Origin of the sequence: uncultured Sphingomonas sp. (assembly GCF_964237335.1) — a bacterium.
GTDB lineage: Bacteria > Pseudomonadota > Alphaproteobacteria > Sphingomonadales > Sphingomonadaceae > Sphingomonas.
Window position 1 is genome coordinate 1 of the sequence record NZ_CAXSHM010000031.1, and the last position, 14,321, is coordinate 14,321.

General features: G+C 68.8%; 15 protein-coding genes and 1 pseudogene (1 of these 16 running past the window's edge). 3 read left to right on the forward strand and 13 right to left on the reverse strand.

What is annotated here, in order from left to right; translation table 11 throughout:
- The 8 genes from ACFE65_RS13700 to ACFE65_RS13735 all read right to left on the reverse strand — a co-directional run.
- A partial coding sequence (locus ACFE65_RS13700) for an NAD-dependent epimerase/dehydratase family protein (protein WP_375382965.1) occupies positions 1-133 on the reverse strand: 133 nt, incomplete at its 3' end.
- A gap of 10 nt (positions 134-143) precedes the next feature.
- A complete protein-coding gene (gene rfbC / locus ACFE65_RS13705) occupies positions 144-701 on the reverse strand; it encodes a dTDP-4-dehydrorhamnose 3,5-epimerase (protein ID WP_375382929.1) in 558 nt (185 codons plus the stop codon).
- A 169-nt stretch (positions 702-870) separates the two neighbouring features.
- Positions 871-1,569, reverse strand: coding sequence for a molecular chaperone (locus tag ACFE65_RS13710; protein ID WP_375382930.1), 699 nt, complete (start codon positions 1,567-1,569; stop codon positions 871-873).
- Between the two features lie 20 nt (positions 1,570-1,589).
- Positions 1,590-4,118: a TcfC E-set like domain-containing protein gene (locus ACFE65_RS13715; protein ID WP_375382931.1), complete on the reverse strand. Its 2,529-nt coding sequence runs from the start codon at positions 4,116-4,118 to the stop codon at positions 1,590-1,592.
- 13 nt (positions 4,119-4,131) lie between these two features.
- Positions 4,132-4,590 carry a hypothetical protein gene (locus ACFE65_RS13720; RefSeq protein WP_375382932.1) on the reverse strand — a complete coding sequence of 153 codons (459 nt, stop codon included), beginning with the start codon at positions 4,588-4,590 and terminating at the stop codon, positions 4,132-4,134.
- Between the two features lie 60 nt (positions 4,591-4,650).
- Positions 4,651-5,151, reverse strand: coding sequence for a hypothetical protein (locus ACFE65_RS13725; RefSeq protein WP_375382933.1), 501 nt, complete (start codon positions 5,149-5,151; stop codon positions 4,651-4,653).
- A 359-nt stretch (positions 5,152-5,510) separates the two neighbouring features.
- Positions 5,511-6,857: a DUF3443 family protein gene (locus ACFE65_RS13730; protein WP_375382934.1), complete on the reverse strand. Its 1,347-nt coding sequence runs from the start codon at positions 6,855-6,857 to the stop codon at positions 5,511-5,513.
- Positions 6,854-7,330 carry a DUF2844 domain-containing protein gene (locus ACFE65_RS13735; protein WP_375382935.1) on the reverse strand — a complete coding sequence of 159 codons (477 nt, stop codon included), beginning with the start codon at positions 7,328-7,330 and terminating at the stop codon, positions 6,854-6,856. Before ACFE65_RS13735 ends, ACFE65_RS13730 begins: the two co-directional genes overlap by 4 nt.
- A gap of 188 nt (positions 7,331-7,518) precedes the next feature.
- Here ACFE65_RS13735 and ACFE65_RS13740 point away from each other — a divergent pair, with 188 nt between their 5' ends.
- On the forward strand, positions 7,519-7,806 hold the full coding sequence (locus ACFE65_RS13740; protein WP_375382936.1) for a hypothetical protein: 288 nt from the start codon (positions 7,519-7,521) through the stop codon (positions 7,804-7,806).
- 17 nt (positions 7,807-7,823) lie between these two features.
- Here ACFE65_RS13740 and ACFE65_RS13745 read toward each other — a convergent pair whose 3' ends face one another.
- Together ACFE65_RS13745 and ACFE65_RS13750 are read right to left on the reverse strand one after the other, a co-directional pair.
- A complete protein-coding gene (locus ACFE65_RS13745) occupies positions 7,824-8,768 on the reverse strand; it encodes a rhodanese-related sulfurtransferase (protein ID WP_375382937.1) in 945 nt (314 codons plus the stop codon).
- A 13-nt stretch (positions 8,769-8,781) separates the two neighbouring features.
- Entirely contained in the window at positions 8,782-10,338 is a 1,557-nt protein-coding gene (locus tag ACFE65_RS13750) for a class I adenylate-forming enzyme family protein (RefSeq protein WP_375382938.1), read from the reverse strand.
- Positions 10,339-10,424: 86 nt separating this feature from the next.
- Between ACFE65_RS13750 and ACFE65_RS13755 the strand changes: the two genes are divergently transcribed.
- The gene (locus ACFE65_RS13755; RefSeq protein WP_375382939.1) at positions 10,425-11,621 is read left to right on the forward strand and encodes an MFS transporter; all 1,197 of its coding nucleotides are present in this window, start codon (positions 10,425-10,427) and stop codon (positions 11,619-11,621) included.
- A 34-nt stretch (positions 11,622-11,655) separates the two neighbouring features.
- On the opposite strand, the gene ACFE65_RS13760 is transcribed toward ACFE65_RS13755, so the two are convergent.
- Together ACFE65_RS13760 and ACFE65_RS13765 are read right to left on the reverse strand one after the other, a co-directional pair.
- Complete coding sequence (locus tag ACFE65_RS13760; RefSeq protein ID WP_375382940.1) at positions 11,656-11,877, reverse strand: hypothetical protein; 222 nt, start codon at positions 11,875-11,877, stop codon at positions 11,656-11,658.
- A 15-nt stretch (positions 11,878-11,892) separates the two neighbouring features.
- Positions 11,893-12,174 carry a DUF1488 family protein gene (locus tag ACFE65_RS13765; protein ID WP_375382941.1) on the reverse strand — a complete coding sequence of 94 codons (282 nt, stop codon included), beginning with the start codon at positions 12,172-12,174 and terminating at the stop codon, positions 11,893-11,895.
- A gap of 150 nt (positions 12,175-12,324) precedes the next feature.
- Here ACFE65_RS13765 and ACFE65_RS13770 point away from each other — a divergent pair, with 150 nt between their 5' ends.
- Positions 12,325-13,344, forward strand: a complete 1,020-nt coding sequence (locus tag ACFE65_RS13770; RefSeq protein WP_375382942.1) for an alpha/beta hydrolase — start codon at positions 12,325-12,327, stop codon at positions 13,342-13,344.
- Positions 13,345-13,368: 24 nt separating this feature from the next.
- On the opposite strand, the pseudogene ACFE65_RS13775 reads toward ACFE65_RS13770, so the two are convergent.
- A pseudogene (locus tag ACFE65_RS13775) lies at positions 13,369-14,321 on the reverse strand (arsenic transporter) (it continues 349 nt past the right edge of the window).

The following is a 14,321-nucleotide window of genomic DNA, read 5'->3' on the forward strand; positions in this document are numbered from 1 at the left end:
GCTCGACCGTCGACAGCGTGCCGGCATAGGTCAGCTTGTCGAAATTGAGGACCTCATGCCCGCTGTTCTCGATGAGCTGGCGCACGAGCGCCGAGCCGATGAAGCCGGCGCCACCGGTGACGAAGATGCGCATGGTCTATCCTTCAGGCGAGCGGCGCGAGCGGGCGGCCGTCATAGGGAAAGGGACTGTCGAAATCGGCAAGGCTCGGCTGGATCAGGTCCTTGGCGCTGAGTTCGGGCGTGGTGCCGGCCGGCATCGGCCGATCGATCCCGGCGCTGTCCCAACGGATGCCGCCATCCGCCTCCGGTGCGTAGACGTCCGAGCATTTGTAGGTCACTTCGCAGTCGGGTTCGAGCGTCACGAAGCCGTGCGCGAAGCCGATCGGAATGAACAGCTGGTGCCCGTTCTCGGCCGACAGCTCGGTGCCGACCCAGTGGCTCCAGGTCGGCGAGCCCTTCCGCACATCGACCGCGACGTCGAAGATCCGTCCCCGGACGCAGCGTACGAGCTTGTCCTGCCCGCGCGGCGGCGTCTGGAAATGGAGCCCGCGCAGCGTATGGACGGGCGCGGACAGCGAGTGGTTGTCCTGCACGAACGTGCAGGTGATGCCGAGCTTCTCGAACGCCGGCACCGAATAGACCTCGGTGAACCAGCCGCGGGGGTCGCCGAAGCGCTTGGGCTTGATGAGGTGAACCGACATAGGAGTAAGGCATCTAAGGAAAGTTTCGACCCGAACAATCCGCCTCGCGCATCGGCTGGGGATCGGCGAAGGGGAGACATAGGCGATCGCGCCTGTCGCCGCCGCCGCGTCGACCACCAACCGCGGGACCGGTGCCGGTTCGGGGATCGGATGGCTGGTGGCATCCGATCTAGAAGCTCCTTTGCTCCACCATGTCGCCCGTCTTGACGCGGTAGGTGATCGGACGGGCCGGATCGATCGGCTGGACGAGGCTCGCGCCGGCGTAGAGGCGGCTCGCGCGCAGCTTCGTGCAGGCGGTGGCGGACGGATCGCATTGCTTGCCGTCGTAGATCTCGACGTTGGTCGTGCCGGTGTTGGTCAGCACCAGGCTGTTACCGCTGCGCTTGGCCGTCACCGTGCCCGTCATCGCGGTCGGGCGGACGATGACGAGCACGTCGTAGCCGACGAGCACCTTGAGCGCGGTGCTCGTCGCGGTGACGTCGCCGATCACAGGCTTCACCGTGACGCGATAGATGCGTTCCGCGGCTCCACGCGGCGCGATCGAGGCGATGCGCACCAGTTTGCGCTCGCCCGGCTCCAGGATCATCTTCTGCGGCGTGACGAGCAGGCCCGATCGCGCGGGATCGGGTTCGGCCACCCGCTTTTCCTCGGGCTTACCGGGGTTCACGATCTCGGCGGGCTCGGCGACGACGTAGATCCGCTCCTTGCCGGTGTTCGACGCCTCGATGTCGAGCCGCGGCACCTTGCCCGGCGGAAGGTCGACGATCACCTGGTTCAGCACCAGCTCGGCGGCCGCCGGTGGCGTCGTCAGCGTCGCACCGATCGCCGCCCATGCGGCGGCCGCGATCCGGGTCTTCTGCAACTGCATCGTCATCCTCCTCACCATCATCATTTTGCCGTCGCGATCTGCATCGGTGGCAGCGCACGCGGACACGTCAGCGTCCCCAGCGCGGCATAGCCTTCGGCCGCCGCATGCGCCTGGAGCGGCAGGCGGCAGGTGCGGCCGTCCGCCGCCCGCACCTTCAGGATCGCGTCGGGCGCGGCCTCGATCTGGAAATAGCCGCGATCGTCCGTGCCGCCGATCGCGCCGGGAACGGTGATCGCCGCACCGGCGACGGCAGCGCCATCGGCCCAGACGATCCGCCCGAACATCGCGACGACGCGTTCAGCCGCCCAGCTCAAGCGGCTGACTGTGCCGGGATAGACGCTGACGAGGCGCGGCCGACCGTCGAGCTTCATGATCTCGGCGCCGATCGGGCGAAGCTGGACGGCATATTGCCGATAGGGTGCCATCGGGATCGACAGCGGTTCGCCCGTATGGACGATGCCGCGCGGCGCATTGTCGACCAGCACCTCAAACGGCGTGCCGCGCGCCGCGCCGTCGACCGCGACACGGATGCTGCTGTCGTTCTGCCCACGGCCTTCGAGTGCGATGCCCGACCGCGTCACCGCCGCAGTGGACTGGAAGTTGATGCTATATTGCGTCGATCCCAGATCGCCCGCGACGGGCTGCGCCACCTCGGCAAAGACAGCGCCGCGCGCGGTGTTCAGCGTGGCGCTGCCCCGCGCCAGCGTGCCGTTCACGTCCTGCTCGACGCCGGCGGCGACGGTCACGTCGCCGCCCATCACGTGATCGCGCTGCCACGATCCGCCGACGTCGCCGATCACCGCCGTGCCGTTCCCGCCGCCCGTGCCGGAGATGGTCCGCGCGCCGATGCTGCCCGACAGTGACGAGCGCGCGCGCACCCGCTGGAACGTCAGGCCAAGGAACGCGGCGGTGCCGTAGTTCGAGACAGTCATGTCGCCACGCAGCGTCACCTGCACGCCCGCGCGTTCCCCCAGCGGCCAATAGACGGTCGGCCCGATCGCATAGCTGCGCCCCTGCGACGCGGTGCGCCGGTAGGAGGCGGTCAGGCCGATCTGCGCCGGCTTCAGGTTGAAGCTGATCGTCGCGTTCGCTTGCGTGAACGAACCGGCCGTCAGTTGCGCGGTCCGGTCGATCGAGACGATCTGATAGCTCCGGTCATCCTCCCCCAGCGGGATCAACGGCGCGTCGCCATGGCTCCAGACCCGGCGCGCGTCGATCGTGTAGTTGAGCCGTGACGTTCCCGACGAGGCGATCTGCACCAGCAGCCCCGCGTCGCCATGCACCGATGCGAGGCCCGCGAGCCGCACCTGGCCGGCATGGCCGAGCCAATAGCCGCCGAGTTCGACGACCCCGGTGTGGTCGGTTCCCATGAGCGTCGCGTCGAGCGCCAGATGCGGCGTGTAGCGGCGCGCGATCCCGGCCTCGTAGAAGGGCGTGCCTGACGTCGCGAACGGCGCATCGCGCCGCTCCTCGCCGAGCAGCCCCGCATAGCCGAAGAAGATCGGCTCGCCGAGGCCGGCAATGGCGGCGTTCTTGGTGAAGAACCGCCGCTCGTCGCGCGCCGGGCCGCCCGCCTCCTGGACGTGGAGCACGACCTCGTAGGCGCCGTCGGGAAGGCTGGACGTGTCGATCGCCTGATTGCCGGCGTCGTAGCTGCGCGAGGTCAGCAGGCGGCCATCGCGCACAATGTCCACCCGCGCGCGCTGGGTGAGCGACACGATCAGCGGCGTGCCCGCGATCGACGATCGGTCGAGACGGGTGTCGACCTGGCTCTGGATGCCGCCGCCCATGAGCCGCCGCCGTCCGATGAGGTCGATGCCCGGAACCCACATCGCTCCGGCCGAATAGCGCACGCCCGGCCTGTCGAGTTCGCCGACCAGCGCATCGACGGAGAGGCCGTAGGTGGAGGAATAGGATACGTCGTTGCGGATCCTCGCCTCGCCGTCGGCCAGGATCGCGCGGTTCTGCAGGCCGTAACTCGCATCGCCGCCGCTGCCCGCGATGCTGCCGCCGAACTGGTCGATCAGCGACACGCCCGGCTGCGGCCTCGCGAGATAGGCGCGTCGCGCGGCGGGGTGGACGGCGAGCAGGCGCGGATTGACGACGACGTCGATCCGGAAGCGTGCCTCGTCGAACACGATGCCGGCGACCGCAGGGCGATAGACTGCGCAGGCCGCGCGCGCGCTGTCGTCGTCCGCGTGGCAGGCCATGCCCGTGTTGGGATCGAGATCGGGGCTGGCGAGCGCGGCCCGCACCGCCACGGGTTCCGCGATGTCGGGCAGCAAGGCCATGACCGCATCGGGATCGAGCAGCGTGATCCGGCCAGGGCTGTAGCGGACCCGCGTCTGACCCACGAGCCGGCCGCCGACAAAGACGTCGGTCACCGCCTCCTGAGGCTGGAGTAACGTATCGAAGCCCGTGGGGCGGCTGGTGGTGACCCGTGCCGCGCCGTCCGTCGCGTCGGCGGCGCCGGCGTGACCGATCGCCAAGGCGACGACGCCGAGGCGCCAGCATCCACGAATGGCCGTGCGCAGGCGGAAGCCGACCATCGCCGGGCGATCGTTATTGCGGCGCTAGGATGAGCGTAAGCGTGCCGGAATAGCCCCCGGCGGTAACGCTGCTGAGCGCGGTCGCGCGCAGCATCACGATCAGGCTGGCGGAAGTCGTGGTGAGAAGCGAGCAGGTGTTGTTGAGCAACCCGTCGGAAAAACCGCCGACCGTCGTGTTGGCGGGCAGCGCCGTCCCTGATGACTGGTTGGACGACGCCGCCCACTGCACTTCATACGCCAGCGGCGTGGAACTTCCCGCGAGCGTCAGCGCGCCGCCGGTGCCGCTTCCCTGCGCGCGGACGCCATATTGTCCCGAGACGCTGGCAGCATAGGCGCAGACGTTCTGGCTGCGCGACATATCGTTGGCGGTCGTCGACAGCACACCGAAGCTGACGTCGCTGAGATTGGTCAGTTGCGCCTGCTGGGCTCGGGCCTGCTCGCCCGACAGGACGAACAGGCCCAACCCCATCATCGCTCCTGCGAGCCGTGATCGAACCGCGATCATGATGCCGCCCGCTACTTCCAGGACCGATCAGACGGGCGAAACCAGCAACGTCAGCGTGTCGGTGTAGTTGGTCAGCGATGCCATCGTCAGCAGCTGCGCCGACGGGATGCTGACGATCAGGCTCGACGAGGTCGTCGGCGCGGTCGCGCAGGTCGGCGTCGTCGCGGTCGAGTTGAACGTGCCCGACGCGGTCCCCGCCGTCAGCGCGGTGCCCGAAGCCTGGCCCGTCGACTGGTTCCACTGCACGGAATAGGTGACCGGCGTCAGCGACCCCGAGCGCAGCGTGAACGCGCCGCCCGTGCCGCCGCCCGTCGCCGTGATCGTATACCCCTTGGTGGCGGTGTTGCTCCACACGCAATTGCTTTGCGCGTTGGTCGCGGTGATCGTCGGATCGACGTTGGCGAAGGTGACGTCGTTGAGCGCGGTGATCTGCACCCGGCTCGGCACCGACACCGTGATGGCGATCGTGCCGGTCGACGTCGCGCCCAATGTACCCTGCGTCGATGCGAGGGCCGGAGACCCTGTCACCAAGCATGCGGCGCCCAAGAGAAGCAAGATGGTCCGTGATGGCTTTGCGATGTTTGTCACTGTCGTCGATCCTTTAGAGACTGGATCGTTTCTGCCATCGGTACCTGACTTAGCTCTTAAGATATGAACCAGAACGGGCGGCTTCTACTTGGCCGTTGGTTGCCGTAGAAGAATGACGCCGCAATAATGCAACCAGAATATTTCGATTGCTCCGATATTGTTGCGCGACTCACCGGGAGCCCTCGTGAACGAAGGTTCGGCAACGGAATGTGGGGGCGCTGGCGTCCGTTATGGGCAACTCGACGGACGTCCCGTCGCACGGTTTATGCCGGAGGACCGCAGCAACGACCCAGAAGCGGTCAGAACGCGAAATACGGTCCCGTCACGCCCCCGGCCGGCCGGCCTTCGATCGCGGTGTACATCGTCCGCCCGAAGAAGAAGGGCACGCCGAAGTCGAAGCTGTTCGCGAACGGCAACGGCGGCTTGACGAGCGTCGGATTGATGCCGAGCCCCGGCGCGACATCCGAGGACCCGGCGACGTTGAGCGGGCTGTACAAGGTGAACGCCCCGCTGGCGGTCGCACCGTTGGTGCCGGTCAACAGCGGCGACAGGAGCATCGGCGTCGGCGGGCAGTAGAAGGCGATTAGGTCGGTCTCGGTACATGGCGCAAGCGTGGTGTCGATGAAGAAATAGTCGTTGCTGCCGCTGTCGAAGAAGCTCTGGGTAAGCTGCTTGCCGTTGTAGGTCGCGGTGATCAATCCCGGCCCGAGCCGGCTGGTCGAGGTCGTCGCCGGCAGCACGTTGGTCGCGGTCAGGGCGTTGTCCGCCTGGGTGCCGATCCCGAACGTGACCGTGCCGGTAAGCGTCGGGACGCCGCGCTGGGATACGGCGGGCAGCGTCACGATCACGCCATTGTTGTCGATCGGGAAGGCGGCGACGGGATTGGGCAGTTGCTGGAACGGCGCGGCGGCGTTCGACGCGCGGCCAGTGACGCTGCTGCATCCGGCCGCCGGACAATCATAATAGGTCGCCGCGGACGACCCGCCGGCGACGGTGCAATAGCTGCCGCAATCGGTCGCAGTCGTGCCCACGCCCAGGATGCCGTTGGCGCCGAAATCCTGAACGGTGGCGATCGCCGAACCGCCGCCCGACGAGCAGCCGGCCGGCACGGAGGCGAAGGCACCGGTGTCGGCGATCGCCTGGAACGGCATGGCGGCGACCTTCTCGCCCGCGATCGAAAAATCGGCGGTGCGCACGGAGCCGAACGCGTAGGAATTGACGTATTGATAGCATTCGCCGACCGCGTTGCTCGAAGCGGACGCCTCCGCCGGCAAGGCGGCAAGGAGGCTCGCGTTCAGGACCGGCTGGATGATCCGCAGGCCGACCGAGCCGGTGTCGAGAATCACATGATCGATCGTCTGGCAGTTGGTCGTCGATCCCGGCGCGCACAGCGTGACCGACACATAGGGCTCGTTGAACGCGACATAGCCGTTGGGGCCGGCGCTCAGCGCCGCAGGGCCGGCGTCCAGCGTCACGGCCGCGGTGTTGAGGGTCGGGGTCGGAGTCGGAGTGGGGGTCGGGGTCGGTGTGGGCGTTGCCGTCGCCGCCGTGGGCACGACCTGCACCGGCGAGCCGCTGTCACCGCCACCGCAGGAGGCAAGCGCGACCGCGATGGCCAGCCCGGCCAGGCGCTTGCGGATCGTCATGGCTGCGGCAGGTCGCTGGTGGAGAAACCGGCCGGCGCCAGCGACGGGACGAAGGCCACGCCGTGGAACCAGCCCATGTGCCCGCCGGTCTGGATCTGGAGATCGGCGTCGCTAACCTGCGCGGGACGGCGCAGCGAGTGCATCGACCGCCCGGTCGCGCCGCTCCCCGTCTGGAGGGCCGCGAAATAGCGCCCGAGCACGCTTCTCAGGTCCGGTTTGCCGGGCCCGGCCCACGTGACCGCGAACACCTCGCCCTTGGCGTTGGTGAACTCGCGCACCATGCCCCCGTTAGGGCGGGTGAGCTCATGCCGGGCATAGTGGCCGGTCGCGACCGACTTCATCTGCGCGCCCAGGCGTCCGCGGTCGACCGAAACGCTGGAAAGCGGCCCGCCGAGCTCGGCATGGGCGATGTGAGGAAGGAGCACACAGGCAATGGCGATGAATGCGGCGACGGTCACTCGGAGCAGGAACACGGTCGTTCGACCTTCCGTAAGCGTTGCGCCTGACTGGATAACCCCCGGCCGCCGTCAAGCAGCGAAAAGCTATCCGTTGCCGGTTCAATGTCAAGGACATACGGCTTGCTGATGATCAATCATGCGGCCGTCTCGCGCGCCGGCGCCAGCTCGGCCGGCTGCTCGATGATGCCGGAGGAGCAGGATGAATGAAAACGGTCGCGTCGCTGAGTTCCGCCGGTCCGGACGACTACGGCCATGGCCGGCGCGACGGCCTGAGACTGGCGCTGGCCGTGCTGGCGGCGGAGGAAGCCAAGTGGGCGGCGCTGTTGGGGGAGAGCCCGTCCTGGCGGACCAACGCGATCCGCGAGGTGCGGCACAAGACGCTCCAGGTCGCGCAGAAACGGCTCCAGACCGTTCTGAACCGACTGACGCCCAGAGGAGGCGATGCGATCGACGGGGAACTCGCCGCCGCGCTGGACAAACTCGGACTGTAGGCCGCCGTCGGGCATCGTCAGTCGGTCGCATAGACCGCGCCGACATGCGCTTCGCCTCTCGCATCCGCGAGCCGGGTCTGGCGGTGTCGCTCGGCATAGGCGGCGCGTTGCGTATCGCTTCGCTCGGCATGGCAGCGCGGGCAACTGACGCCTTCGCGGTAGAGCGGCGATGCGCGATCGTCCGCCCCGACCGGCATCCGGCAGCCATGGCAGAGATCATAGCTGCCCGGCGCGAGCGCATGGCCGACGGCGACCCGCTGATCGAACACGAAACACTCGCCCTGCCAGCGGTTCTGGTCCCTGGGCACGGTCTCGAGATAGGCAAGGATGCCGCCCTTGAGGTGGTACACCGCGTCCAGCCCTTGTGTCTTCAGGAACGCGGTCGCCTTCTCACAGCGGATGCCGCCGGTGCAGAACATCGCAACTCGCGGCTGCGGCGTGTGGCCAAGCAGTTCTTCCCGATGCGCTAGGAACCACGCCGGAAAGTCACGGAAGCTGCGGGTGCCAGGATCGACCGCGCCCGGGAAGCTGCCGATCGCGACCTCGAAGTCGTTGCGCGTGTCGATCAGGATCGTGTCCGGCCGATCGATCAGCGCGTTCCAGTCCTCGGGCGCGACATAATGACCGGCGTCGACCGGGTCGATGTCGGGCCGGCCCATCGTGACGATCTCGCGTTTGACGCGGACCTTCAGGCGATGGAACGGCATCGTCCGCGCGCGGCTTTCCCGGACGTCGAGACGATCGCATCCGGGCAGCGTACGCAGATGCGCCAGGACGTGATCGACGCTCGCGTCGCTGCCCGCGATCGTCCCGTTGATCCCCTCGCGCGCGAGCAACAGCGTGCCGCGCACACCGGCGGCGCGACAGGCCAGCGCCAGCGGTCTGCGCAGCGCTTCACAGTCGGCGAGCATCGTGAAGCGGTAGAGCGCTGCGACGCGGATCGGAAGGCCGGTGACGGTCATGCCGGCATCGCCGTTATCGCGCACTTGCCAGCAACCGGTCGCGCAACTCGCGCTTCAGTATCTTGCCGATCGTGCTTCGCGGCAGGTCGTCCAGTTCGTGCAGCGCGGCGATCCGCTGGGTCTTGCCCAACTGCCCGTTGGCCCAGGACATGATGTCCTCCGCCCGATCGTCGGCGCTCCTTCGCCGGACGAACAGCGCCACCGGCGTCTCACCCCAAGCGTCGCTCGGCATGCCGATGACCGCGCATTCGGCCACCGCGGGATGGCGGGCCAGCACCACCTCGAGATCCGAGGGGTAGATGTTGAAGCCGCCCGATATGATCAGGTCCTTCTTGCGGTCCATCAGCACGAGGAAGCCGTCCGCGTCGAACCGGCCGACGTCGCCGTGGCGGATGAACCGCCGGCCGTCGGGGGACGTCCACTCCGCCTCACGCGTCGCCTCCGCCCGCCCGAGATAGCCGGTCATCATCGTCGGCGAGCGGCCGACGATCTCTCCGGCCTCGCCCGCGGCGACCTCGCGGCCATCCTCGTCGATCAGGCGGACCTCGTGGCCCGGCAGCGGCTGGCCGACGGTGTGGAGCTTGTCGGGATGCGCGGAACAGTTGAGCCCGCACGAAGCGCCGCCCTCCGTCATGCCGTAATATTCCACCAGCAGCCCGGGCCAGCGCGCGACCACATCGGCCTTCAGCGCCGCGTCGAACGGCGCACTGGTCGAGGTCTTGAACCTGAAGGCGGACAGATCGAAGCTGTCGAAGTCCGGCAATGCCATCAGCCGGCGATACTGGACCGGCACCAGCATCGTGTGGGTGCCCCGGTGCGCCGCCGCCAGCTCCAGGAAGCGTCGCGCGTCGAACTTCGCCATCAGCACCGCCGTACCGCCCCAGCCCAAGGTGGGCAGGAAGCTGACGAGCGTGGTGTTAGAGTAGAGCGGGGTCGCGATCATCGTCACCGCCGTATCGAAGCCGGCGGCCGCGTTGCGCGCGATGTGCGCCCACCGCATCGCGTGGCTCTGGACGATGCCCTTGGGCGAGCCGGTGGTCCCCGACGAATAGATGATGTTGAACGCGTCGTCGGGCGCGATGGCGACGGGAGCGGGCCGGGCGTCCGCCGGCGCGAGCCAGTCCTCCCACCGCGTCACCGCCCGATCGGCGGCCTCGCCGGCCAGCAGCACCAGGACGGCACCGCCCAGATCCTCCCCAGCGAGCGCGAGCGCGTTGGCTTCGTCGACGAGGACGTGGCCGGCACGGCAGTCGCGCACCATCGCCGCGATCGAGGCCGGCGTGGCGGACGGCGACAAGGGGGTCGCCGCCCCGCCCGCCCGGACCGTCCCCAGGAAGGCCGCGGCATAGTGGATCGAGGGTGCGGCGACGATCGCCACGGCGCCGCCATGTGCCAGTCCGTCGCGCTGCAGCGTCGCCGCCACCCGGTCGATCAGCCGGTCGAGATCGGCATAGGAGATCGCACCCGTCTCGTCCGCGACGGCGATCCGGTCGCCGCGTTCGGCGGCGTGCGCGTGGATCAGGTCGGGCAAGGTCCCGAACGGTTGGGAGAGCAGGTCGGCGGCGGTCATGGTCCGGTCTGGCTAGGGCAGGGGACGGCGCCGCGCCAGAGGCGAGGCGACTGACGCCGGCCGCCGCAATGAGCTAGGGGCGCGGCATGACCGTTCACCCGCCCGTTCCGACGATCGGCCCCCGCCTGACCGCGATCATGGCCGTCGCGTGCGGGATGATGGCCGCCAACCTCTATTTCGCTCAGGCGCTGATCGGCGAGATCGCTCCGGCGGTCGGGCTGAGCGGCAGCGCGGCCGGCTTGGTCGTGACGCTGACCCAGCTCGGCTATGGCGCGGGCCTTTTCCTCGTCGTGTCGCTGGCCGATCTGGTCGAGAACAAGCGGCTGATCCTGCTCATGACGGTCGGCGCCTGTCTCGGCGAGCTAGGGATATGGCTCTCGCGCGGGGCGGGAAGCCTGCTCGTCTTCTCGTTCGTCGCGGGCTTCTGTTCGGTGGGCGCGCAGATCATGGTGCCGCTGGCGGCGCATCTGGCGCCCGAGGACCGCCGCGGGCGGATCGTCGGCAACATCATGGGCGGTCTGATCGCGGGCATCATGCTGGCGCGGCCGCTGGCCAACGGCATCGCCGCGGTCGCGGGATGGCGGACGATCTTCGGCCTGTCGGCGATCGCGATGGCGCTGCTGGGGCTGGTCCTCGCGCGGACGCTGCCGGAGCGCCGTCCAAGACCGCGCTTTCGCTACGGCGAACTGCTGTGGTCGAGCCTGGTGCTGCTGGTCCGCACGCCGACGATCCGCCGCCGGACCGCCTACCAGACGACGATGTTCGCCGCGTTCAACCTGTTCTGGACGGCGGTGCCGCTGCTGCTGGCGACCCGCTTCGGGCTTGGGCAGGGGGGTATCGCGCTGTTCGCGCTGGCGGGTGCCGGCGGCGCGCTCGCGGCGCCGATCGCCGGGCGGCTGGGGGACGGGGGCCATGGCCGCGCGGGCACGTTCGCTGCACTGGTCGCCGCTCCCGTCGCGTTCGCGATCGCGGGCTGGGCGGCGGGGGCGATGGCGCTCGTCGTCCTGGCACTGGCGGCCGTGCTGCTCGATGCCGCCACGCAGACGAACCAGGTGCTGGGACAGCGGGTGCTGTACTCGATGGCGCCGGACGCTCGCGGCCGGATAAACGCCGTCTACATGACGGTGGTCTTCCTCGGCGGGGCGCTCGGATCGGCGGTGGGCGCGGCGAGCTTCGCGAGCAGGGGATGGACCGCGATCGCGTGGGAGGGCGCGATCCTCGGGCTGGGCGTGGTGGCACTGTTCCTCACCGAACGTCGGCGCGGCGGCGACACGCCGGCTTAGCGAGGGTCATCGTGACAGGCCGGCCATCCCGTACTCACTTCTCCATGGCCCAACTCGCCTCGTCCGCCGCCGCCTCCGCTGCGCGGTGCAGATAGCCGACATAGTTCTGGAACAGCGGCACGGTGAAGGTCACGATCACCGGATCGACGTCCGGTTCGCGGAACGTCAGGACCACGAACCGCGTGCCCGTCTCGTCGATCATCAATCCGACTTCGCAGGCGCCCGGTCCGGTCGGGCTGATGACGGTCTCACCCATCGTTCGACGCTCCGGCTACTGGATGTCGCTCTCGTCGATGACGACGAGATCCTCGCCGCCCGGATCGCGCGCCAGCGCCTTGGCGGCGGCCTCCTCCACCTCGTCGCGGAACTGTTCGAACAGCGCGGTGACGGAGTCCTCGTCGTCGATCTGCGCACCGCTCAATGCTTCCAGCACGGCATAGTGCAGCGCGAACTCATACCAGTCGCCGCCGATCTCCGCGCTGAACTCCACCTGTCGGTCGTCGACGTTGTCGAGGATCGTCGCTCCGTCGATGCTCGCCCGGTCTTCCGCCATCGTCTTTCCTTCGCCAGTCGCCCGTCCGTCGCGCGTGGGCGGTCAAGCGCGAAAGGGCCGGTGGATGTTCCGTGCGAAACGCGATGCCGCTAACGCAGGCCGCCACCGACGAATGGTACAGCCGGTCTCGGCGACGGGAAGGACAAGGTGATGGACGCGAACGGACGCAGGCGGGGATGGGTGGATCGGCGCCGGATGCTCGCCATGATCGGCGTCGCGGGCGTCGCAGGCGTGACGCCGTCGCTGATCGGCGCCGCGCGCCCGACGTCGCCCGAGCCGCTCTGGGCCACGCCGCCGGGCGGTGGCGGCCCCAGCGGACCCGTCGCGATCGACCTCCAGGGCGCTGTCAGCAACATCGCGATGCCGACGATCGAGGCGGTCCTGCCCGACCGGCCCAATGGCGCGGCGATGCTGATCGCCGGCGGCGGCGGCTACAGGCGGATCGGGGAGGAGGCGGAGGCCAGGCCCGCCGCGCGCTGGCTGGCCGCGCGGGGGATCACGGCCTTCATCCTGCGATACCGGCTGCCTGACGAGGGCTGGCACGATGGTCCGCTCGCGCCGCTTCAGGATGCGGGACGGGCGATGCGCATGATCCGCGCGCGCGCCGGCTTGCTGGGCATCGATCCTTCGAGGGTGGGCGTGCTCGGCTTCTCGGCCGGGGGGCATCTGCTGGGCCTCGCCGCGGCGCGCTCCGCGTTCGCCTCTTACCCAACCACTGACGCGATCGACCGCCAGTCCTCGCGACCCGATCTTTCGGCGTTGATCTATCCGGTCATCACGCTGGAGCCGCCCTACGACCACACGTCGACCCGGCGCATCCTGATCGGCGACCATCCGACGCCGGCGGCCAGCGCGCAATGGTCGGTGGAGACGCACGTCCGCGCAGGATGCCCGCCCACGTTCCTCGTCCAGGCGCAGGACGATCCGATCTCGGACCCGCACAACACGCTCATCATGCGCGACGCCTGCGTCCGCGCGGGCGTTCCCGTCAAGCTGCGTTCGCTGGCCTCGGCGGCCATGGCTTCGGCATGGGGAAGGCCGGGACGCCGTCGGCGGAGTGGCCGGCCTGGTTCGAGCGCTGGCTGCGCGACCACCGCTTCGTTGCCGCGGCGTGACAGTGGGGTGAATGCTGGCGGCGAGGATCGCGAGCGGCTTCCTCGACGCAATTAGGTTCGGAAAGATCGCGAACAGGCGTCAGGCAATCCTGATCCGCAGCGCAAGGGCCGCAAGCGTGATGAGCAGGACAGGTATGGTCAGCGAAACGCCGACCCGGAAGTAATAGCCCCAGCCGATCCGTATGTCTTCCTGCCCGAGTACGTGCAGCCACAGCAGCGTCGCCAGCGAGCCGATCGGCGTCAGCTTGGGGCCAAGATCGCAGCCGATCACGTTGGCATATACCATCGCCTCCTTGATCGCGCCCGACGCATGGGTCGCGTCGATCGACAGCGCGCCCACCAGCACCGTCGGCATATTGTTCATCACCGACGACAGGATGGCCGCGAGGACGCCGGTCCCCATCGCCGCGCCCCATATGCCGCCTTGCGCGGTGCGGTCGAGCAGCCCGGCAAGGTGGTCGGTCAGCCCGGCGTTCCGCAGGCCGTAGACGACGAGGTACATGCCGAGCGAGAAGATCACGACCTGCCACGGCGCGCCGCGCAACACCTTGCGCGGCGCGATCACATGCCCGCGTCCGGCGATCACCAGCAGGAGAAGTGCGCCGACCGCGGCAACAGCACTGACGGGCACGTCGAGCGGTTCGAGCAGGAAGAAGCCGGCGAGTAGCAGTGCCAGCACGATCCATCCGGCGCGGAAGGTCGCAACGTCGCGGATCGCTTCGCCGGGCGCGCGGAGGTGCCTCGTGTCGTAGCGGCCGGGAAGGTCTCGTCGGAAGAACAGCATCAGTGCGCCCAGCGTCGCCGCGATCGACACCAGGTCGACGGGCACCATCACACTCGCATATCGCGCGAAGCGAAGGTGGAAGAAGTCGGCCGAGACGATGTTGACCAGGTTGGAGACGACGAGCGGCAGGCTGGCCATGTCGGCAATGAATCCGGCCGCCATGACGAAGGCGAGCGTTGTCCTTTCCTTACACCCCAGCGCCCGCAGCGTCGCGATGACGATCGGCGTCAGGATCAACGCCGCGCCAT